14 protein-coding genes, 2 pseudogenes and 1 other annotated feature are annotated in these 21,828 nt (G+C 40.6%); of the genes and pseudogenes, 10 read left to right on the top strand and 6 right to left on the bottom strand.

Features of this window, described 5'->3' with window-relative positions; translation table 11 throughout:
• Positions 1-47: 47 nt before the first annotated feature.
• Positions 48-1,433: a hypothetical protein gene (locus FTU50_RS02670; RefSeq protein ID WP_180046060.1), complete on the top strand. Its 1,386-nt coding sequence runs from the start codon at positions 48-50 to the stop codon at positions 1,431-1,433.
• Between the two features lie 178 nt (positions 1,434-1,611).
• Here the strand turns inward: FTU50_RS02670 and FTU50_RS02675 are convergent, their stop codons facing one another.
• Positions 1,612-2,115: a hypothetical protein gene (locus FTU50_RS02675; RefSeq protein WP_180046059.1), complete on the bottom strand. Its 504-nt coding sequence runs from the start codon at positions 2,113-2,115 to the stop codon at positions 1,612-1,614.
• Between the two features lie 102 nt (positions 2,116-2,217).
• Positions 2,218-3,336 (bottom strand): hypothetical protein, encoded by a 1,119-nt coding sequence (locus tag FTU50_RS02680; RefSeq protein ID WP_180046057.1) that lies wholly within the window; start codon positions 3,334-3,336, stop codon positions 2,218-2,220.
• 812 nt (positions 3,337-4,148) lie between these two features.
• Here FTU50_RS02680 and FTU50_RS02685 point away from each other — a divergent pair.
• The 4 genes from FTU50_RS02685 to FTU50_RS02700 all read left to right on the top strand — a co-directional run bounded on the left by FTU50_RS02685 (position 4,149) and on the right by FTU50_RS02700 (position 7,766).
• Positions 4,149-4,466 (top strand): hypothetical protein, encoded by a 318-nt coding sequence (locus tag FTU50_RS02685; protein WP_180046055.1) that lies wholly within the window; start codon positions 4,149-4,151, stop codon positions 4,464-4,466.
• A gap of 47 nt (positions 4,467-4,513) precedes the next feature.
• A complete protein-coding gene (locus FTU50_RS02690) occupies positions 4,514-5,551 on the top strand; it encodes a DUF932 domain-containing protein (RefSeq protein ID WP_180069458.1) in 1,038 nt (345 codons plus the stop codon).
• An 88-nt stretch (positions 5,552-5,639) separates the two neighbouring features.
• On the top strand, positions 5,640-6,731 hold the full coding sequence (locus tag FTU50_RS02695) for a YqaJ viral recombinase family protein (RefSeq protein ID WP_180046051.1): 1,092 nt from the start codon (positions 5,640-5,642) through the stop codon (positions 6,729-6,731).
• A 138-nt stretch (positions 6,732-6,869) separates the two neighbouring features.
• Positions 6,870-7,766 (top strand): hydrolase or metal-binding protein, encoded by an 897-nt coding sequence (locus tag FTU50_RS02700; protein WP_180046049.1) that lies wholly within the window; start codon positions 6,870-6,872, stop codon positions 7,764-7,766.
• A 103-nt stretch (positions 7,767-7,869) separates the two neighbouring features.
• On the opposite strand, the gene FTU50_RS02705 is transcribed toward FTU50_RS02700, so the two are convergent.
• The gene (locus tag FTU50_RS02705) at positions 7,870-8,466 is read right to left on the bottom strand and encodes a putative adenosine monophosphate-protein transferase Fic (RefSeq protein WP_180046047.1); all 597 of its coding nucleotides are present in this window, start codon (positions 8,464-8,466) and stop codon (positions 7,870-7,872) included.
• A gap of 12 nt (positions 8,467-8,478) precedes the next feature.
• Positions 8,479-8,649, bottom strand: coding sequence for a YhfG family protein (locus FTU50_RS02710; RefSeq protein ID WP_000935322.1), 171 nt, complete (start codon positions 8,647-8,649; stop codon positions 8,479-8,481).
• A gap of 301 nt (positions 8,650-8,950) precedes the next feature.
• On the opposite strand from FTU50_RS02710, the gene FTU50_RS02715 reads away from it, so the two are divergent.
• Genes FTU50_RS02715 through FTU50_RS02725 form a run of 3 tightly spaced genes read left to right on the top strand, consistent with a single transcriptional unit; the run spans position 8,951 to position 15,785 of the window.
• Positions 8,951-11,236: a class I SAM-dependent DNA methyltransferase gene (locus tag FTU50_RS02715; protein ID WP_180062638.1), complete on the top strand. Its 2,286-nt coding sequence runs from the start codon at positions 8,951-8,953 to the stop codon at positions 11,234-11,236.
• Positions 11,236-12,537, top strand: coding sequence for a restriction endonuclease subunit S (locus FTU50_RS02720; RefSeq protein ID WP_180054315.1), 1,302 nt, complete (start codon positions 11,236-11,238; stop codon positions 12,535-12,537). The genes FTU50_RS02715 and FTU50_RS02720 overlap by 1 nt, the downstream gene beginning before the upstream one ends.
• Positions 12,534-15,785 carry a type I restriction endonuclease subunit R gene (locus FTU50_RS02725; RefSeq protein WP_180062637.1) on the top strand — a complete coding sequence of 1,084 codons (3,252 nt, stop codon included), beginning with the start codon at positions 12,534-12,536 and terminating at the stop codon, positions 15,783-15,785. Before FTU50_RS02720 ends, FTU50_RS02725 begins: the two co-directional genes overlap by 4 nt.
• 69 nt (positions 15,786-15,854) lie before the next feature.
• Here FTU50_RS02725 and FTU50_RS02730 read toward each other — a convergent pair.
• Positions 15,855-16,363 (bottom strand): annotated as a pseudogene (locus tag FTU50_RS02730) (IS3 family transposase); the annotation flags it as partial.
• Positions 15,972-16,088 (bottom strand) — a sequence feature (AL1L pseudoknot). It overlaps the preceding pseudogene by 117 nt.
• Before the next feature lie 157 nt (positions 16,364-16,520).
• On the opposite strand from FTU50_RS02730, the gene FTU50_RS02735 reads away from it, so the two are divergent.
• Positions 16,521-19,481, top strand: a complete 2,961-nt coding sequence (locus tag FTU50_RS02735) for a DEAD/DEAH box helicase (protein ID WP_180046040.1) — start codon at positions 16,521-16,523, stop codon at positions 19,479-19,481.
• A gap of 81 nt (positions 19,482-19,562) precedes the next feature.
• On the opposite strand, the pseudogene FTU50_RS02740 reads toward FTU50_RS02735, so the two are convergent.
• Positions 19,563-19,869 (bottom strand): annotated as a pseudogene (locus FTU50_RS02740) (integrase); the annotation flags it as partial.
• A 198-nt stretch (positions 19,870-20,067) separates the two neighbouring features.
• On the opposite strand from FTU50_RS02740, the gene FTU50_RS02745 reads away from it, so the two are divergent.
• The gene (locus FTU50_RS02745; protein WP_180046038.1) at positions 20,068-21,825 is read left to right on the top strand and encodes a ShlB/FhaC/HecB family hemolysin secretion/activation protein; all 1,758 of its coding nucleotides are present in this window, start codon (positions 20,068-20,070) and stop codon (positions 21,823-21,825) included.
• Positions 21,826-21,828: the final 3 nt, after the last annotated feature.

The raw sequence follows: 21,828 nt of genomic DNA on the forward strand, positions 1-21,828 counted from the left end.
ATATTTTTTAGTGAAAAAATAATATATTATAATCTGTTGAAAAATATATGAAAAAATGGTGGAAAGTGGATAGGGAATATTGTTCGGTACGTTTTATGCGGATGCTGAAAACGATAAATATCATTCATGATATTCAAAAATCTGATGAATTTAGAGATTTTTATGATTGGCTGCGTGATTTCTACCAAGTTGAAATTAGTGAATTTATAGGTGATGTCTGTGGTGAATTCGAGCTGAAAGAAGGAAACTCTTTAAATACTTTAGATTTTAAAAAAACAGTACAAGGGTATGTTTTTGATTGCCTTCAATATGGGCGAAATAAAATCAATCAGGGTACCGAAGCTTTTTTGATCAATCATCTAGGTAATGATTTATTTGTAAAGGAAATGGATGAGCTTCGATTAAAGTTTAAGAAAAAGTTAAGTGAAGATGAGCAGCTAAAAGAAGCTTATATCAAACTGACTGAACATATTGATATACGTTACTTAGTGCTCTACCGTTTTAATCCGGAACGTCTATTCTTAACCTGGATTAGTATTGAAAATTATTTTTCCAGTCTAAACCAGCGCACAACGCGATTAAATCATGATGAGTATTTAAAAGGACAAGAATTTGAAAAGAAAATTTATGAGTACTTACATGATTTTGAAATTTTAGCTAAAAATAAAGGATATGAAATAGGACATGTATCAATTGCAGATTTAGCTCTGTTTACAGGGGAAGCAGATAAGAAGGATTACTTAACGTTTCGCTTAGCGGAAGACTTTAAGGTTCCAGTGGTTGACGCTTTGTTAGATTATTTGGAGTTTGCAAAATTTAAACTGCATGATACAGCTGCATCTATAAATGCTCCTAATTCGAATAATCCACGTTTAGAGCAATTACATCGAATTATCCAAATACTGAATGCAGAAAAATCTAAAAAAGCATCCCAAAAAGGAGCGGGAGTTTTTACTTTGCTCTGTTATACAGTCTATAAATTAAGGGGCTATGATGGTGCGGCACAATCTTTTGAGAATGAAAGTGATTTAAAAAAGGGATTTTTAGATTACTTGGCTAATTTACTTCAGTTGGTAGGTGTTCACTATTCTTATAACGCTACTGTAAAAGCAAAATCTAACCTAAAGTTGACTATATATTTTACAGCTTCGGCGATTCAAGAGAATCTTTTTGCTCTGTATTTTGAATTTTATTCTAAAATTAGTACATCACTTCAATTGTCTGATGACAAGATCAATGTTGAAACAGGTCTGTTTGAGCCCAGTTTTGTGGATTTAGTTACTAATTTTGACCTTAATAAGGAAGTCAATCAGAACGTATCATTTAACCGCGGAATAAAGCTATGTTCTATCAATGTAAATCAACTTAATACCAAGATAAGTGATGAAAAAGGGAAAGCTTTTAGTTTTGCAAGTTTGTATATGGTTAAGTAAGAAAAATCTTTATTTTTCTAAGATCAAGACTCATCTTTACACCGACCTAGGCTGACTATATGGCGCACTTTTAGTGCCTCAACAGCTATACTGCTGACCAGATATGTTCAGCAGTTTCACTTAGGGTAACCTTAACTTTTCCGTTAATAAATGATGCTATATTTAGCCTCTCGAATAGCTAAAACTTATAGGTGTAGGTCAAGCCACTATTGGTACTGATCGTTACTTCACGAACATACTCAGCAGCACAGCCCAGATAAATTTGCGCTACAGAACCATAACGCATATTTTTATAGTCATAGAAACCTTTGGTGCCACAATTGCCACGGTTGATCGAAACACCAGTTAAAGTCGTGGGATCGTTATTTAGAGAAACAATCATCAGCTTATCTACGTAGCCTGTCATGGTATGCTGTGATGGATCACGACGGACACTTAGCTCAAACTCTTCTTGGGGCGCTTGCTCTACAGCTTCAAAAGCAGGATCGTCTGGATCATATTCTACCATGGTGGTCCTAAATTCATCCTCCGGTAAAGCTTCATCTGTTTGTGCGGTAGTATTTTCAGCAGAGCTTGTTTGCGTTTGGGTATCTTTAGACTTTGGCGCATCATTGTCTGAATTACATGCCGTTAAAGTTAGCAACAGTACGCTGGATAAAAAAATAGATGGAATACAATTCATTATAAATACCTGTTCTTAAGCGAATATCGTGATCTACAGGGTGGAGGCCACTCTTGTATATTTAATTGTTAATAAAATTCTTAAGATTAATAAGCTTGAGGATTACTCACCGATCTTTTTAAATACATGCTCGATAGGGGTGTAGTTATTCAGCGTAAAATCAAAGTGAATTGGCTTTTTAAATGCGACATCAAATTTTTTTAAGCGAGCATTTTCGATACCGTTGAAATGCTTTCGTTGAAAAGAAATCGTACTCGGTTCAAGTATTGCGATAGGCTCATTTAATAAACCAGTTTGAGTATTGATAGCTTGATAAATGACTAAACTATCTAACTCTAATTTATTCCGATTAAAGTTAAAAATATACCCGACATATTTCTGTCCATCAGCCGTAATAATATTTTTTGCTAACTCTGGCGTGGATGGGGCTGTGAAATTTACGATCAGTTCAGATGAAAAATTCATGTCCTCAAAATGTAACTTTTTCGAGTCAGCATCATAATAAACGAAGTTATCAATCGGGCCACTTGGACGATCATTGGGCGTATAGCTGCTCGTCATGAACAAACTTTGTCTAGAAGTCGCATTTAAACTCATTTCTAGAAGTTTTAAGTCATAGTTTAAATTGGCATTTTTAGTATCCAGTTCTTTTTGAAGGGTCTGAATACGTTGTTGATATTGCTCTGTACTTTCAAACTGATCTTTTTGCGGTGGCTTAACTTGCATGGTCGATCTTATATAATTGATCGCGGTATCATGCGCTGCACGCAAGGAATAATCGTCACCTAAAGCAAAAGTGAATGCAGGAAATTGTTGACCTGTATGCCCGATGACCAGAACTTGATTGTTTTTTAAAGCCAGAACACTTCTTAAATCATTGAGAGTGGTTTGGAAATTCACGCAATTTAGACAATTTTCAGCAGTATCGTCATTTTCAGCAAACATCTGTAATCCAGAGATGGTCTGATACGGCGGATAAAAAGAAAAATAGCCCTCATCTTTGATTAATTCCTGAAAGTTTTCTCCCGTTTTAGTGAGCGGAGTCGTAATTTCATTTCGGGCGATAATCAAAGGGGAAGACACGGCCTGTGCGGGGGTATCATCATTCAATGACATTTTTTCAATACTTTGAGTCAGTTCTTCATTTTTTGTATCATTCTGTGGTTTTGAACAGCCTGCTAAAGCTAGGCTAGTCAGTAGTGCAATTGAAATGTATTTCATCCTGTTATTTCCCCATCAAATATTTTTAAAGTTTTAAAAATGAATTATGAAATTGACTGTAATTTCAAATACATATTATCTGGCTGTCACAGGCTCTAGTTATGTTATTACTGAGCGCAATGAGAACAGATCAAATTAGCTGTGCGATAAATTTCATCATATTGTTCCAGCACAAAGCAGCCCCTGAATTAAAAACTCAGTGGTTGATCAGTGTGATGAAATGAATCAGTGCACAGGGCAAGACCATAAAGTTGGAATCGGGATGAAATACCAAAGTTTGGGAGGGTATGAGAATGAAGCGAGTGCAGGGGAAGCACATAAATTGAATAGCGTCATAGATGACTCCTAGATGTATAGAAGTTCTACCAAATTACTGCTAAATAATGGTGGCAGAACGAAAAGGGGTTAGCAGACTGGACATCTAGAACCAGCACGCGCGAACGCGTCCCCCTCCCGTTCTACCGCAAAGGGGGACGAGAAGGTTTTACGCACGTAGAGAATACTCAGAAGAATAAACTCTGATGCGCTAGATGAACGGTCTGCTAAAACCGACTGGCAATGTAGGCCAGCCCTTGCATGATAATCGCTGATAAAAATCAGGTCAATTGATCTTGGAATCAAGCCGTTAAAATTAATATAAAAGCAGCTTTTAAAGTCGAATTCTAAAAAAATACAGATACATATCATTTAAATGAGAAGCATGTGGCTCCTTCAAAACAGCCTTATGCAATAACCCAATTCACGCTTTGCCTGCTTTCCCCCAAAGCAGGCTTTTTTTATTTCACTCATTTTTTATTACAGGAATTATTTAGATGAGTTTGCCATGTCCTTATTGTCAGTCCCGAGACACGGTACTACTGGAATCTCCACAACATTTGGTCATTAACAGTCATTCACCTTCAGCGCAAAACAATGTGATGTCACCTCTGGCACTAGCGACCTTAGGCATCAGTGTTTCTAAAAGTTTAAACATCCCCCCGATTGCAGGTGCCTTAGTAGGTGTCCTGATCGGTGGAATTTGGATGCTGATGACCGAGAATGAAGTCCCAAAAAGCTCACATCCTGTTTATACCCGACATTATTACTGCAATGACTGTGACCGTGATTTTAGTCCAAGCATGCGTAATTAAGCTTTTATACCTTTATAGACATTTAACTTTTTATAGGAATTAAAATCATGGCACATCAACTTGAACAAATGGCCTATGTTGGTGATACCCCTTGGCATGGACTAGGGAATCAACTTACCCAAAATCAACCGATAGAAGTCTGGGCACAACAGGCAGGTATGGACTGGCGCATTGAATCATCCAATGTCAGTTATATGGCACAGAATGAACGTGGGCAAAGCATCATCATGCCGTATGAAGACCAGCGTGTACTGTACCGTTCAGATACCCATGCTCCTTTATCGGTGGTGAGTCAGCGTTATCAAGAAGTCCAACCCAGAGAGATTTTAGAATTCTATCGAGACCTCACTGAGCAATCAGGCTTTGAACTGGAAACCGCAGGTGTCCTAAAAGGTGGGAAAAAGTTCTGGGCTTTGGCACGTACAGGACAAACTGCAGAATTGAAAGGTGGGGATGTCAGCAATGGCTATATTCTGCTAGCAACCGCATGTGATGGTACTTTAGCCACCACCGCACAATTCACTAATATCCGTGTGGTGTGCAATAACACCTTAGCGATTGCCTTACGAGGGCAGAGTTCCAATGCAGGCGTGGTCAAAGTACCGCACAGTACTAAGTTTGATGCCGACAAAGTCAAAGATCAACTCGGTATTTCAGTGAAAACATGGTACGACCACATGTATGAAATGAAACAACTCACCCAACGTAAAGTCACCCAGAAAGAAGCAGCGGCTTATTTTGATGCGGTATTTAACAACAATAGCCTAAGTGCGATGGAACAGGAGGATAACATTATTCAGTACTACCGTAATGTCGCGTCTCAAGCCAATCCACAACCCAATAAAACTGAACCGAATGGACGTGCCATGACCAAAGTCATGAATATGTTTAATGGGCAGGGACGTGGGGCAGATTTATCTTCAGCCAAAGACACCGCCTATGGACTACTTTGTGCGATCACCGAGTTTGTCGACCATGAACGTCGTGCGATGAGTACTGATCACCGCCTTGACTCTGCTTGGTTTGGTGCAGGGGTAGCATTAAAGCAACGTGGATTAGAGCAAGCATTATATCTTGCAGCCTAAATTTTATCTTGTATCCCTCTTTGCCACATCTTCGGATGTGGCTTTTTTTATGCCGTTTTTTAGAACGTATTGAGATGAGGAACATCACATGAACCCAAACATGACCACAACACCAACAGTGCATCACAGCACTTTAACTACAACCAATTCAACTGCTGTCGTTGATTCAGGACGGCTACATCCACCACCAAGCCCTTCAAAACGTAGTTTAAATGCCAAACGTCTGATCAACACCAAACAACTGGACTATCAAGCATGGCTGGAAGTGCGTAAACAGGGAATAGGCAGCAGTGACGCCGCAGCCGCCTGTGGCTTGAATCCTTATATGTCGATGCTAGAACTGTGGATGATTAAAACAGGACGGGTACAGCAAAATATTGAAGATGAAAGCTCAGGACATGCACCTTTATATTGGGGCAAGCAGTTAGAACCCTTGGTCGCAGAATACTACAGCATGCACACCAATAATAAAGTCCGTCGGGTTAATGCGGTGTTACAGCACCCTGATCCTGACAAAGCCTTTATGTTGGCGAACTTGGATTATGCCGTGGTGGGCAATGAAGACGTACAAATACTGGAATGTAAAACCGCAGGAGAATATGGCGCTAAACTGTGGCGAGATGGTGTGCCGTTATACGTGTTGTGTCAGGTACAACACCAACTGGCCGTGACAGGTAAACAAGCGGCACATATTTGTGTGTTGCTGTGTGGGCAGGAAACTAAAATCTACAAAGTCAGTCGTAATGAAGCCCTGATTGAACAGATCATTCAGGCAGAACGGCTGTTTTGGGAGTGTGTTGAAAATGACGTTCCGCCAGCAGTGGATGCCAGTGAATCGGCAGCCAAAGCTTTACAACAGCTCTATCCTGAACATACCCCACTGAGCTGTGTTGATCTAACGGAGGTAAAGCTTGCCAATGAACTGTTTGATCAGCTGATACAGGAGAAACAGCAGATTGAACAGCACCAAAGCCAATTTGACCTACTTAAACACCGTGTTCAGGCACTGATGCAGGAACATGAACGTGCTGTATTTCAGCAAGGTTCAGTGACATGGAAGAAAAGCAAGGACAGTATCAGCCTAGACATCAAGTCCTTACTTCAGCACCAACCTGAACTCATTCAACAGTACCCATTGCAGAAAGCAGGCAGTCGTCGTTTCAACATTTATCAAGATTAGCTTAAAGCCTAGAGCCAAACACTCAGCAAGAAGAAACCTGAAATCCCGTGCAGCCCTGCACGGGATTTTTTATGCCGATTTTATTTTAAGCACACAGGACAACACATCTAAACATCTCAACGACAGAGGAATTTCAACATGATTAAAGGTTTAGCAATCACACCACCCATCTTGGGACGGATCAGTATTGGCCGTGTAATAGAAAAGAATGGCAAGCGTCTGCCAGAGAAAGATGATCAGTTCACCATTACCAGTCAAATACAGGGTAAGGACGGTTGGATTAAACACCCCTTGGATGAGCAATTGCGTAGCCAAGCACCGAATCAAAAACTGCGCAGCATCCCTGTGCGGATGATCTTCAATGACCCTGAATTGAACTTACGTGCCGAGTACAGCTTGTTTGACCGACAGACAGGTCGCCCGATTTGTGTGGGGAATGGTCAAACCTGCCAACGTATGACATCACAAGGTGTAGAGCAACATCCTTGTCCATCCCCCGACTTATGCCCACTTGGACAAGGTGGACATTGCAAGCCTTATGGACGCCTGCATGTCAATTTAGGCGAAGCCGATGAGTTTGGGACTTTTATTTTCAGAACCACTGGTTTTAACAGCATTCGCACTTTGGCAGCACGTTTGAATTACTACCATGCAGCATCAGGTGGTTTGTTGTCGTGTTTACCATTGCAACTCACGTTAAGGGGAAAAAGTACCACCCAAAGCTATCGTCAGCCCGTGTATTACGTGGATTTAACGTTACGGGAAGGCGTGGATTTGCAAACAGCAATTCAGACGGCTAAGGAGATTGACCAACAGGGAAAACAGGCAGGGTTTGATCAGGCGGCATTAGATCAGATTGCACGGCAGGGTTTTGCCAATGCCAAGTTTGAGGTGCATGCAGAGGAGGGGGTGGAATTGCTGGAGGAATTTTATCCACACAGTGACAGTGCTGTAGATACAGAGCATTCAGCGCAATTGAGCTATGTGCAGGAGATTCAGCAGGGGTTGCAGCAGAGTGTTAGAGCTGTGAATTGAGCACAGTTGAATTATCTAGTCAGCTTGGTAAGTCAATTAATGGATTCTGAACAAGTTGGCTAGTCACTAATTGAAGGGAGCTTTGGCTCCCTTAATTTTTTTGTTATTCAGGAGTGATAATGCAGGCTTCAAAAATAGCGATCAGTCCATCTAGCCGGCAGTTGAATCCATCAATATTGGCCTGAATCCAGACTTCCTTATTGTTAATTTTACTCCACTGTACCCCATAGCCGCAGTGAGCAAGTAGGTGTTCAAAGAAGATACGCTGGGTGCGTCCATTGCCTTCACGAAATGGGTGAATCACGTTGACTTCACAATAAAAATCAGCGATTTTTTGGATAAGTGCTGGTTTGGCTAAACCTTGAAAATAGTGCTGCTGCTCAAGTTGCTTGAAGAGCTTATTGGCTTCAATTTCAATACGCGGGAAGGTACAAAAGCGGGTATCGCCTTTGGCAATATCCACTTGTCTTAGTTCACCTGCCCAGGCATACAGGTCTGAAAAGAGCTGAAAGTGAATGGATTGCAGGTATTTGAGATCGTAAGGTGGCTCCGCATACTCAATTCGTGTGCTGGCATACTCAGTCAACTCCAGTTCTGCCTGTTGCAGAATTTCAGCATCCTGAATGTTCAGTTTGTTTTTGAGGACGTCCGAGTCGGGGTAACAGTAAATGCTGTCACCCATTTCACCATATTTATCCATAAGGAAGCCTGATCACGATTCCGAGGTCTGTGAGAATTTCTTATATTTCTGTAGAATCTGAGCTTTACTTAATGCCGGTGCGGTTGAGGACGGGTTAATGCCTTCCAGCTTTAAACTGGCTTGATAATTCTGCAAGCGCGTAGCTTGGATATATTTTTTTTTCTGTTCGAGAGTGTTTAGCATTCTGGAATTTCCTTGAACAAAGGTAATGTAAGCCTAGTTTAGCAGATGGGCTTATAAATAGGCACGGCTTTCAAAAGCAGGGTTGTAGCGTTATGGTGGATGAACCTTCTATGAGAAAAATCTGAAACCAGACGACAAAATTTGTCGCTTAACTCTCATGCAATAAATGAATAATCAACAATCTGCTTTTTAAATAATATAATATTATCCAACAGTTAAAAAATTATCAGTATTATCTCTAGCAACCGAAGTGTCGCCAGATACTGATCACAGATAAGAATTCAGGAATTGATTCGCCACTATGACCAACAATAACTTTTCTCAAATCGCTTCTTTCATCTGGTCGGTTGCTGACCTGCTGCGTGGTGACTTCAAACAATCGCAATATGGTCGCATCATTCTGCCATTTACCTTGTTACGTCGTTTGGAGTGTGTACTGGAAGAAAGCAAGGCGGCGGTACTGGCAGAACATGAAAAAGTCTCCAAGCTGAATCTGCCAGAAGAAGCTCAAGAAAAGTTATTGCTGCGTGCCACCAACGGTCTAGCCTTCTTTAACACCTCCCCAATGGATCTCAGCAAAATGGGGCAGAGTGATATCAAGGCCAACTTAAGCACCTATGTGCAAAGTTTCTCTAAAGATGCTCGCGAGATATTTGAATACTTTAACTTCATCGAATTTGCAGGCTTACTCGATGATGCCAACCTTTTGTATAAAGTCGTGCAAAAGTTTGCCACCACGGATCTGAGTCCAAAGAACGTATCCAACCATGACATGGGTTTGGTGTTTGAAGAACTGATCCGTCGTTTTGCCGAAGGTTCTAATGAAACCGCAGGTGAACACTTTACCCCGCGTGACATCGTGCGTCTGACCACGGCACTGGTGTTTATGGAAGATGATGACGTGCTGACCAAAGACGGCATTATCCGTACCATTTACGACCCGACAGCCGGGACGGGTGGTTTCCTCTCTTCTGGGATGGAATATCTGCATGAGCTGAATCCGAATGCCGTGATGCGCGCTTTCGGTCAGGAACTCAATCCGGAATCATACGCCATCTGTAAAGCCGACATGCTGATCAAAGGCCAGGACGTGAGCCGGATTAAACTGGGTAACACCCTGTCGAATGACCAGCTTGCTGTGGATCAGTTTGACTACATGCTGTCGAATCCACCCTTTGGCGTGGACTGGAAAAAGATCGAACAGGACATCAAGGACGAGCATGAACACAAGGGCTTTGATGGACGTTTCGGTGCCGGCTTGCCACGTGTGTCCGATGGTTCATTATTATTCCTGATGCACCTGATCAGCAAGATGCGTGATGCCAGTAGTAGCGAGAGCGGCAGTCGCATCGGGATTATCCTGAATGGTTCACCATTGTTTACTGGCAGTGCAGGCAGTGGCGAAAGTGAGATCCGTCGCTATATTTTAGAAGCCGACTTGCTGGAAGCCATTATTGCCTTACCGAACGATATGTTCTACAACACCGGGATTGCCACCTATATCTGGGTACTCAGCAATAAAAAAGCCACTGAACGTAAAGGCAAGGTACAGCTGATCAATGCCTCAAACCTCAGTACCAAAATGCGTAAGTCGCTGGGTTCAAAACGTAACTATCTGACTGAAGCTGAAATTGCCACCATTACCCAAAATTACGGTGACTTTGTGGCAGTAGACACCTTGGCGCAGGATGGCGAAACCGAACAGCAAAAACCATTCGCCAGCAAGATTTTTGACAGCCATGAATTTGGCTACCGTCGCGTAACGATTGAACGTCCATTACGTTTATCGGCACAGATCACGGATAGCGCGATTGCTGCATTACGTTTTGCGCCAAAACCGTTTAATGCCGTGATGCAAAGTATCGATGCGCAATTGGGCACAGCCTTTGGTACAGCGTGGACAGCAGAAACTTATGGTCAGTTGCAGGACGTGGCGCTTGAGGTGCGTGCCCTGATTAAAGCCGAGTTCCCTGAGCTAAAAGAAAAAGACATTAAAGAGGTACTGGACAGCAAAATCTGGCTATTCCAGAAAGCCCTGATGGAAAAAGCCGAGGCGTTACAAGAGGTGATTGGTACTGAGCAGTTTGATGATTTTAACCAGTTTGATGAAGTGCTGAAAAAAGCCCTGAAGCAAACCGACATCAAGTTGGATGCCAAAGAGAAGAAACAGCTGTTAGATGCCATTACCTGGAAAAATCCGGAAGCAGAACCAGTGATTAACAAGGTCGTGAAACAGGTTGAAAATCCACTATATGGCCAGTTCAGCTACCAGGGCAAAGTGGTCGAGTTTGTGCAGGATGGCGACTTGCGTGATGCGGAGAATATTGCACTGAATCCAAAGGTCAGCACGACTGAACTGATTGAAGACTATTTTAAACGTGAAGTCCAGCCCCATGTGCCTGATGCCTGGATCAATGCTGACAAGCGCGATGAGAAAGATGGTGAGATTGGTATTGTGGGTTATGAAATTCCGTTTAACCGTCATTTCTACGTGTACCAGCCACCACGTGATTTAGCTGAGATTGATGCGGATTTAGATGCGGTGAGCCGTGAAATTATGGAACTTCTGCAAGAGGTGCATTCTTAATGGCGAAGTATCAAAAATACACTGAGTATAAAGATTCAGGTGTTGAATGGTTAGGTGAGATTCCTAGCCATTGGAAAGTCGTTAAATTAAGTTATAAATTAAGATTATTGAGTGGTGATGGCATAACTGCCTTTGATATTGAAGATACAGGAACTTACCCTGTATTTGGTGGTAATGGTTTGAGAGGATTTACTGAAAAATATAATTGTGATGGTGAATATGCACTAGTTGGTAGACAAGGTGCACTTTGTGGAAATATCAATGTAGCAAGAGGAAAGTTTTTTGCTACTGAACATGCTGTTGTTGTCTATCCATACGAAAAATTTAACCTTACATATTTATCAGAATTTTTAAGGTTTATGGATTTGGGGCAATATTCCGTTTCTGCTGCACAACCAGGAATTGCAGTTGATCGCATTAATGCACTTCCGATAGTTATTCCTACATTAGATGAACAAAATTCTATTGGTGATTTCTTGGATCATGAAACCGCCAAAATCGACCACCTGATTGAAAAACAGCAACAACTGATTGAACTGCTGAAAGAAAAACGTCAGGCGGTGATTAGCCATGCCGTGACCAAAGGACTTAACCCAAATGTCCCAATGAAAGATTCGGGTGTGGAATGGTTAGGGGAAGTGCCGGAGCATTGGGGGATAGTCCGATTAAAACACTTAATTTTAGGTAATTTAGTATATGGTGCAAATGAAGCTGCTGAAGATGATAATCCGAATAACCCCCGCTACATTCGTATTACAGATATGAATAATGATGGGTCATTAGATCCAAATACTTTTAGATCACTGCCACATCACATTGCTGAAAATTATCTCTTGGAAGATGGGGATATTCTTTTGGCACGAAGTGGTGCAACTGTTGGTAAATCGTTTTTATTTAAAGATGAATTTGGAACAAGTTGTTTTGCAGGATACTTGATTCGAGCTAGATCGGATAAAAAGAAATTAAATCCAAAATTTGCATATTGGTTTTTTCAGTCTGAGTCATATTGGAAATATGTATCAGGTTCTCAAATCCAAGCAACAATTCAAAATGTTAGTGCTGAAAAATACGGGGATTTGTATTTATCTGTACCTGAAATTTTAGTTCAAGAACAGATTTCAAATTTCCTTGAATGTGAAATTAACAAAATTGATAACTTAATTGCCAAAGCTGAGTCAGCCATTCAGCTTATGCAAGAACGACGAACCGCTCTCATCTCAGCCGCAGTGACTGGAAAAATCGACGTGCGCCACTGGCAATCGCCAACGGTTGCTGAGACACAGACGGAGTTAAGCGCATGAGTCTAGACGCCACCCGCGAAAGCATTTTCCAGAACGACATCATTCAACAGATGCTGGCCAAAGGCTGGCAACTCGGTACGCCACAAGGCTACAACCGTGAAACCGCCTTGTATGAACAGGACGTACTGGATTTTGTGCAACAGACCCAAGCACAAGACTGGCAGAAGTTCCAGCGCATCTTTCCGCAGGATACCGAACGGCATTTTCTCGATGCCGTGGTGGCCCAGCTAAAGAAAGCCGACATCAATGCCACCGATGAACAGTCGCGTACCTATGGCACCTTGGGTGTGCTTCGTCATGGAGTGAAAACCCGCAGCGCACGATTTTTCCTGTGTCAGTTTAAACCTGAACATGCGCTGAATCCCGATACCTTAGCCAATTACAAAAAGAACATCTGCCGCATTGTGCCAGAGCTGGTCTATAGCCCGTATGCTACGGCTGCCGAGTTACAGGACATGGGCAAACAGGCCAAGAAATGGCGCATTGACCTGGTGCTGTTTATAAACGGCTTTCCTGTGGCAACACTGGAACTCAAGTCCGAGTTTAAACAGGCGGTGCAGAATGCCATGTTGCAGTACAAACGTACCCGCTTGCCGAAAGATCCAGAAACCAACAAGCCTGAACCCTTGCTGATGTTTAAGCGTGGCGCATTGGTACACTTTGCCGTGAGTCAATACGAAGTCTATATGGCGACCCAACTGGCCGGAGAAGATACTTTCTTCCTGCCATTCAATAAAGGCACGCATGACGGTGGCGCAGGCAATGATGTGCCAGAAGACCAGAATCAGTACGCCACCGCCTATCTGTGGAATGAAGTCCTCACACCGGACAATTTGCTGAATATCATTGGACGTTTTGTCCATCTGCAAATTGAAGAAAAAGAAGACTGGGAAGGACGCAAGTACAAAAAAGAACTGCTGATCTTCCCACGTTACCACCAGTGGAATGTGGTCACCAAACTGATCAATGCCGCCTTAGAGGAGGGCACTGGACATAAATATCTGATTCAGCACAGTGCAGGTTCAGGTAAGTCCAACTCGATTGCCTGGACAGCACATCAGCTGTCGACCCTGTACGATCAACACAATCAGAAACTGTTTGATTCGGTGATTGTGGTCACTGACCGTACCATTCTGGATGCCCAGCTACAGGACACCATCTACCAGTTTGAACATGCCGATGGCGTGGTCGGACGCATCAACAATAAAGAAGGCGATGGCTCCAAATCGGAAAAACTGGCCAAGGCATTGGAAACCTCACAGCCGATTATCATTGTGACCATCCAGACTTTCCCCTTTGTGTTGCGTGCGATTGAAAACAGTACCAATCTGAAACAGCGACGTTATGCGGTGATTGCCGATGAAGCGCATTCTTCACAAAGCGGCTCTACGGCACGACAACTGAAAGAAGTGTTGATGCTGGAAGAGCGCGAAGAGGATGCTGAATTGTCTTCGGAAGATATTCTGGATGCGGTGGTGGCTGCACGTAAGGGCAGTAATAACCTCAGTTACTATGCCTTTACCGCGACACCGAAAGACAAAACCCTGCAACTGTTTGGCCGTGTACCCAATCCTGAGCTACCGCCATCCAAGCAGAACAAGCCGGAAGCTTTCCATGTCTACTCCATGCGCCAGGCCATTGAAGAAGGCTTTATTCTGGATGTGCTAAAAAACTATACCAACTATAAAGTGGTATATAAACTCAAACAGAAAATTGAAGAAGCCGACAAACAGGTCGATGCCAAAAAAGCCAAGATCCGACTGAATCAGTGGGTGCGCCTGCATGACCACAACATTTCTCAGAAAGTGAAAGTCATTGTCGAGCATTTCAAAAATAACGTGATGGGCTTATTGGGTGGGCAGGCTAAAGCCATGGTGGTGACCAGTTCACGTAAAGAAGCGGTGCGTTACAAGTTGGCCTTTGACAAATACGTGGCGGATCAGGGTTACAAGTCTATTCAGGCTATGGTCGCTTTCTCGGGTGAGGTTGAGTTTAATGACAAGGATACCGACAGCAGCGGCTTAGTCGGGCAGACCTTTAACGAACGCAACATGAACCCGGGACTGAAAGGACGGGAAATGCGCAAGGCCTTTGACAGTGATGACTATCAGGTGATGCTGGTGGCCAACAAGTTCCAGACTGGCTTTGACCAGCCAAAACTGTGTGCCATGTACGTAGACAAAAAGCTGGGTGGTGTTGAGTGTGTACAGACCTTGTCACGCTTGAACCGCACCTATCCGGGCAAAGCGGAATCTGGCACCTTTGTCTTGGACTTCTTTAACGATCCTGAAGACATTCTTGCGGCCTTCCAGCCTTACTATCAAACCGCAGAACTGGCCGATGTCTCCAATCCGGATCAGATCTTTGACTTGTTTGAAAAGCTGAAAGCCAGCAAAATTTTCTTGTGGACGGAAGTCGAGCAGTTTGTAGAAGCCTTCTTTACCAAGAACAAATCCAATGCCGCGATCAGTAACATTTGCAAGCCTGCGGTTGAACGTTGGCAGAAACGCTATAGCCAAGCCATCGAAGCCTATAACACCACCCGAGATATGCTGGAACGCTGCAAGAAAACCAATGATGCCGTGCTGATTGCCAATGCCGACAATGCCTTTAAAGAGGCCAAGCTTGAAAAAGACAAGCTGGAAATCTTTAAAAAAGACTTGGGCAGTTTTACTCGTTTTTACGAGTTTATGTCGCAGATCGTGGACTACGATGATAAAGAACTGGAAAAACTTAGTCTGTATGCGCGTAACCTGCGTCCATTGCTGCGTGAAACCGCAACGAAAGACGATGAGGTAGATCTAAGTAATGTCAGTATGAGCCATTACCGCTTGTCCAAGATCCGTCAGCAAGACATCAAGCTGAAAGAAGATGCCGAAGATTTTAAGCTAGAACCCGGCAATGACCTCGGTGCAGCCAAGCCACGCGATAAGAAAGAAGAGTTCCTGTCACAGATCATTGAGCGTCTGAATGATGTCTTTATCACTGATAACCTAACCGATAAAGACATGCTGAACTATGCCTATACGGTACGTGACAAGCTGGCGGAAAATGAGATTGTGATGAAGCAGATTGCCAACAATACCCGTGAACAAGCCATGCTGGGTGATTTCCCGAAAGCGATGGATGATGCCATTCTTGGCAGTAGTGCGGCACATCAGGAACAGATGATGCAGTTGCTGTCTGATCCGGCGAAGGCCAGCATCTTTGCACGGGTGATCTTTGATATGTTGAGCAGTCCAAAATGACCGCTAAATTAACCAAGGGGGTCAGTTTTTAAATGCCATTAGGGGGTCATTTTTACACTGCCGCTAACAACCTAAACTTTCTTTCCAAATACGTTTGATTTGCTCTGCATGATTTACATCATGCAGAGCACGTTTCGCTCGATGTTCTGGGTTATCAACGAGATCTAAAGCCCGATAATAGGTCGAAGCTGCAATCGGTAAAATTCTACAAATCGCTTCAACGCCATATCGATCTTTATTGTAATGGATAAAATCCACCATTATTTGTGTGGGCGGTCGAGCTCCGCCTGGGCGAAAAAAGCGGCTGCTTTACGTAGAATTTCATTGGCACGTTTTAATTCTTTAATTTCACGTTCCATTTGCTTCATTTTTTCTTGGTCAGATATCTGTTGTACTTTGGCAGGATTTAGTTGATCCATATGCTTTAAATACCAAACGCGCAATGTTTCAGGAGTACAACCGATTTTAGGCGCAATAGCTGTGATTGCTGCCCAAGTAGAAGGATAATCTTTTTCAGATTCAATTAGTAATTGAACCGCTCTTTCTCTGATTTCGGGGATATAGTTTGGTTTTTTCATCGGAATAGTCTCTCAGAATATTGACTCTCCGACAAACCCGGTACGGTTCATAAACTTTATAATTGTAATAATATATTTTTATTGATTATTTGCTCTTGTTTTAAATAGTTTATACTATCATTATGGAACTTATTTCAATAAATCTAACAGGTTAAATATGGGGCTAGTAAGAGTTGATACTGGAAATGATAAGTCAAAAGATCAGATAATTTCATCGTGGAAATCAACCCTTGCTATTCATGAAACAGCCTTAAGGCTACCTCAAAAGTCAGCATTGCTTAAATGTTTAGACTATGATTTAAATGATGAGGAAGAGCCTGTAATAATTAATATGCCTACAGGGACAGGAAAAACGGGTGTCATTGCATCATTGTTATTTAAAGCAATATTTAAGAGAACACTAATCGTTGTTCCATCCGACTCTTTACGAAAGCAAATAAGTGATGATCTAATCGATTTTAAAAAATATATTGCTTGGGGAATTCTTCCTGAGAATAGTGAACAACCTATTATTTCTAGGTTAGAACCAAAAGATATTGATAAAATTGTTGAACATGATTTAGAAGAACAGTTTATTGTCGTTGCAACATCGCAAATTTTTAATTCATTCCAAGATGAAAATTTGAAGGTTTTTTTAAATCAGTTTGATAGGTTGATCTTTGATGAGGCTCATCATAGTGAAGCTCCAACATGGAAAAAACTTCGTGATAATTTCGCCCAAAGAAAAAAGAAGATATTTCAATTTACCGCAACCCCTTACAGAGGAGATGGTAAAAAATTAGAAGGAAAACTCATATATCAATATTCAATTGCAAAAGCTTTTGATGAAGGTATTTTTGAGAAAATTCAATTTGAAGCTGTCAATGAATATTATGACGAGAAATCCGATGGAGTTGTCGCAAGGAAAGCATTGGAAGTATTACAGAAAGATATTTTGGCAGGGCTAGAGCATGTTCTTATGGTTAAAACTTCTTCTATTAAGCATGCAAAAGAATTAAAAAAATTATATACCTCTCTAATAAAAGAATATTTCCCTGAAAAAATGGAAGTTTTATTAGCAACCAGCAAAGATGGAATAAATGAAGAAGATAAAAGTAAATTAAAGGAAGGAAAAACACAAATAGTGGTTTGTGTTGATATGTTTGGAGAAGGGTATGATTTACCTAATTTAAAAATATTAGCTTTACATAAAAAATGTAAGAGCTTGCCAATATTTATGCAATTAGTGGGTCGTTTCACAAGGGTTAATAGAACAAAAAAACTAGGTCAAGCAACAATCATCTCAAATGTTGTTGCAGATGATATTGGAGAGCAATTTCAAGAGCTTTATCAGGCTGATGCAGATTGGAACCTATTGATTGGGAGTTTAAGTAAAGAAAAAATGATAGAAGAATTTTTTAGTTCTTCAATTGATGGTGAATATAATCATGAATTGATAAGAAAATTGTTCTCATCAAATTCATTCTATATTAAAAATAGCGCAACAATTTATAAAGAAATTGATGATGATATTAACGAGATTTTTGAAAAAACTAATCTTAAAAAATATTTTAATAAGTTGTCGGATAATTATATTTCTGCAATTTTTAGGGAAGAAAATTTAGGAATTATCTTATCAAGAAAGAAAGTTACCCCTATGTGGGTGTCTAGTGATGAGTTACAATTTGATTTGTTCGATATATTCATATTTCTGAGAAAAGGTACTGACTTATTTGTTCATGGAAGTAATAAGGATTTAGTCCAGAATTTAGCAAAAGAGTTAGGCTATATTAACTTTAGTTTTCCTGAGTTATTTCGAATGTTTTATGATTTAGAACGTTCAGCGTTTGCAAATTTAGGTATGTTATCAACATCTAGAAATATAAGATTTAGAATGTTTACTGGTACAGATGTCTACAAAGAATTAACACAGCAAGATTTAAATAATAATGCATTATCAAATTTGTTTGGCCATGGTTACATTGACGGTAAGAAAGCTAGCTTGGGGTGCTCTAGGAAGGGTATCACATGGTCAATGTCTAGTGCTAACATTTATCAATGGGTCAAATGGTGTGAATCGTTATATGACAAAATTCATAATGAAAATATTCCTATTGATTCATTTGTTAATAATATGCTTGAGCCATTTAGTGTTGAAAACTTAGCTAACTTTAAAATTCTCACAATCTCACCTGTAGATTTAATTTCTAAGGCTGTTAATTTGATACGGATTAGAGGCGAGTTGGGCTTAAAAACATTAAATTTTAGCTTTTATGAGGTTTTAAATGTTAAACAAGCTGAAGAGAAAATAAGTTTTTCGATAAAAATTTATTTTGAAGGTGATTATTTTTGTACACTTGATTATATCTATGATTTAACTCATGGTTTTATTTTAGTTTCCGAGTCTTATAATGGAATAAAACTTAATTGTGAGTTAGATTTTATTAAGGAACTTCCAAAAAAACTTGGGCTTGTTGCTTGGACTTCAGGTTTTGAAGTAATTAGTTTAAATGAAAAAATTGGTTATAAGAACAAATATTCTTACACATTAGTAAAAGATAATGTAACTGAGTTGGACTGGAATGGGGTGGAGATAAATAAAGAGAGTTGGAAGTTTGGGGCAGTGAAAAACTCTGTTCAGGGTAAAATAATTGATGTACTTCAATCTCAAGAAAATAAGCCGAACATATTGTTCTATGACGATGGTAGTAATGAACTTGCAGATTTAGTTGGATTTTGGATTGATGAAGAACAGCAAAAAGTATGTATGCGTTTATATCATTGTAAATATGCTATAGGTACAAAATCTTCTATTGGAGCTGTGAATGAGCTGGTTCAGCAAACCCTTTCAACTTGTGATAAATTATCTGATGCAGTAAAAGCATTAAAACAATTAAAAATTAGAGAGAATAACACTTATAAAAAGACTAAAAATAGTAGATTCATATTAGGTGAAATGTCAGATTTAGATGCTTTGATTAAAAAGTATAGAACTTATGACGTTACTATAGAAATAGTATTAGTTCAGCCGAGCCTAGATTATTCTGAATTGAATTCTCGTGTTGAATCAGTACTAGGGCAGTTGGCATGTATTATTAAACAAACCTTGAATGCTGAAACTTATTATATTATTAAATAAGTATAATCTCTATCAAACTTGATGAGGGAAAAATATATTAATGCTTCTGCCATTTAAGGCGGAAGCATAGATTTTATGCTATTAATTTTGTGCATTACAAAACTCAGCCCAATCAGCCTTAAGCCTTTGCGTTTTTCGAGATATGCTACACGTAACTAAGCAGCTTCAACTTCATCTGGCAGCTTATGTGCAAGTACATGCTCACAAACTTCACGAGGGTAATCTGTTTATCTGCTGACCAGTCACGAAATGTAGAGTGGAAGCCATGTGTGGTAATCACTCGATTTTGTTTAGGGTCAATATAGCCTAAGTTATTTTCTTTAAGCTTCTGTTCATGCATGAACTTTATCAAAGTTGTTAAGGGTATGTCAGAAAGCATTTCACCATTACAGTGTACAAGAAAAATGAAAGCTTATAGCTGAATATGTTTTCAAATGAATTCAGGGAAACTACTTCTAAAATGTAAATAATAGAATTTATCATCTGGTAAAAAAGAAGAAATTGGTAGTAAGAAAGCATTGCAAATTTTAGATAAAAAAAGTAGATTTTGTTGTGTATTGAAAAGCTATATTAAAAAATGTAATTCATGAAAAAAATACTTTATTTAAGTCTTTGTTATGTTTGGGGAATAGGTAACGTACATGCTGCAGGAAATATCAATCTATTTGCTGCTAACGCTACGTTTCCGCAAGACTTATCGCTTCCTGAGCTCATTCGACAGGATCAACGTTTAAGTGATTTAAAGCAACAGCTGGATACCCAAGCTATTATCCAGCCTAGCTTGACACCTTTACTCAAAAAACAGCATCTTATTGTTACGGAAGAACCTTGTTTTGATATCCACACTATCCGTATAGATGTGACTGATTCACATCCAAAAACTCTTGATACTTTCAATTTTTTAAGCCAAATCCTCAATAAAAAAAGCAATACGATTGTAGAGCAGTGCATTGGTACTCAGAGCTTACAGAACGTGGTGAGATTCGCTCAGAATGAGCTGATCAAGAAAGGTTTTGTCACGACTCAAATTGTGGTGCCTGAACAGGATATGACGCAAGGGATGTTAAGGTTTGAATTGGTGCCAGGACGCATAGCTAAGATTAGACACAATGGCCCTGATATTTCAGTGCTGCAGTTAAAGACAGCACTTCCTTTTACAGAAGGAGATATTCTTAATATCCGCTCATTAGATCATGCATTAGAAAATTTAAAAAAAGTATCTGGATTAGAGGTTGATATTCAAATAGAGCCTGCTACAGAAGAGACGGCAGTAGGGCAAAGTAACATTCTGATTAGCACGCAACCTTATAAAAAACTTCATGTCAGCCTGTCTGTAGATGATTCGGGCAATAAAAGCACCGGACAATATATTGGTAACATTGGACTGACCCTGAATAATCCTGCCCGAATGAATGACAGTCTGTATCTTAATTTCAGCCATTCGCTTGATGATTTTGATCAAGACCGTAATAAAAGTTACTTTGCCAGCTATCAATTACCGTTCCAGACCTTTGACTTGAGTGCAACTTACAACTGGTATGAATACGATCAGTATGTTGCGGGTTATGAGAGTCCGATTTTATACAGTGGTGAAAGTCAGCAGGCTAATATCACCTTGTCTAAAATGTTGTTACGCGGAACCCAATATAAAACTTCCGTATATGGCAAATTTTATCAAAAGCAAAACCGCAACTATATTGAAGATATTGAAATCGGTGTTCAGCATCGACGTACAGCTGGCTGGCATGCGGGTATTCAGCATAAGCACTATATTGGCAATACCTTAGTCGATGTTGGGTTAGATTATCGAAGAGGGGTTGGCGCTTTTAATTCACTGGCTGCGCCAGAAGAAGAAATTACCGACATTTTTGGAAATCCACTTCCGGTCGAAGGTTACTCACGCGCACCACTTTGGAGCGCTGACTTGCGAATAAATTATCCTTTTAATTTATTCAGTCAGGCAGCTCAATACCGCATCAATTGGAAAGGACAATATGCGCCGAAGGTCTTGGTGCCCCAAGACCGCTTCTATATTGGTGGCCGCTATAGTGTTCGCGGTTTTGATGGGGAAATCATGTTATCTGGAGATAATGGGCATTTCCTGCAGCAAGAAATAAATATCAACACTCCCTTGAACAGCCAAGTCTATCTAGGGGTAGATCAGGGCTGGGTTGCTGGAGAACACAGTATTGCAGGGCAGTGTTATTTAGCTGGTGGAGTTACGGGAATACGTAGCTACTACCAAGGGCTATATCTGGATGCTTTTGTTGGACACGGACTGGTTGCACCACAGCGTATGAAAAAAGAGCTTATTACAGGCTTTAGTCTAAATTATTCCTTTTAAACC

The sequence above is a fragment of the Acinetobacter sp. YH12112 genome (assembly GCF_013418945.1).
GTDB lineage: Bacteria > Pseudomonadota > Gammaproteobacteria > Pseudomonadales > Moraxellaceae > Acinetobacter > Acinetobacter indicus.

Coding starts and splice junctions, on each gene's coding strand:
- FTU50_RS02670 (WP_180046060.1), top strand. CDS start 48: ATGAAAAAATGGTGGAAAGTGGATAGGGAATATTGTTCGGTACGTTTT.
- FTU50_RS02675 (WP_180046059.1), bottom strand. CDS start 2,115: ATGAATTGTATTCCATCTATTTTTTTATCCAGCGTACTGTTGCTAACT.
- FTU50_RS02680 (WP_180046057.1), bottom strand. CDS start 3,336: ATGAAATACATTTCAATTGCACTACTGACTAGCCTAGCTTTAGCAGGC.
- FTU50_RS02685 (WP_180046055.1), top strand. CDS start 4,149: ATGAGTTTGCCATGTCCTTATTGTCAGTCCCGAGACACGGTACTACTG.
- FTU50_RS02690 (WP_180069458.1), top strand. CDS start 4,514: ATGGCACATCAACTTGAACAAATGGCCTATGTTGGTGATACCCCTTGG.
- FTU50_RS02695 (WP_180046051.1), top strand. CDS start 5,640: ATGAACCCAAACATGACCACAACACCAACAGTGCATCACAGCACTTTA.
- FTU50_RS02700 (WP_180046049.1), top strand. CDS start 6,870: ATGATTAAAGGTTTAGCAATCACACCACCCATCTTGGGACGGATCAGT.
- FTU50_RS02705 (WP_180046047.1), bottom strand. CDS start 8,466: ATGGATAAATATGGTGAAATGGGTGACAGCATTTACTGTTACCCCGAC.
- FTU50_RS02710 (WP_000935322.1), bottom strand. CDS start 8,649: ATGCTAAACACTCTCGAACAGAAAAAAAAATATATCCAAGCTACGCGC.
- FTU50_RS02715 (WP_180062638.1), top strand. CDS start 8,951: ATGACCAACAATAACTTTTCTCAAATCGCTTCTTTCATCTGGTCGGTT.
- FTU50_RS02720 (WP_180054315.1), top strand. CDS start 11,236: ATGGCGAAGTATCAAAAATACACTGAGTATAAAGATTCAGGTGTTGAA.
- FTU50_RS02725 (WP_180062637.1), top strand. CDS start 12,534: ATGAGTCTAGACGCCACCCGCGAAAGCATTTTCCAGAACGACATCATT.
- FTU50_RS02735 (WP_180046040.1), top strand. CDS start 16,521: ATGGGGCTAGTAAGAGTTGATACTGGAAATGATAAGTCAAAAGATCAG.
- FTU50_RS02745 (WP_180046038.1), top strand. CDS start 20,068: ATGAAAAAAATACTTTATTTAAGTCTTTGTTATGTTTGGGGAATAGGT.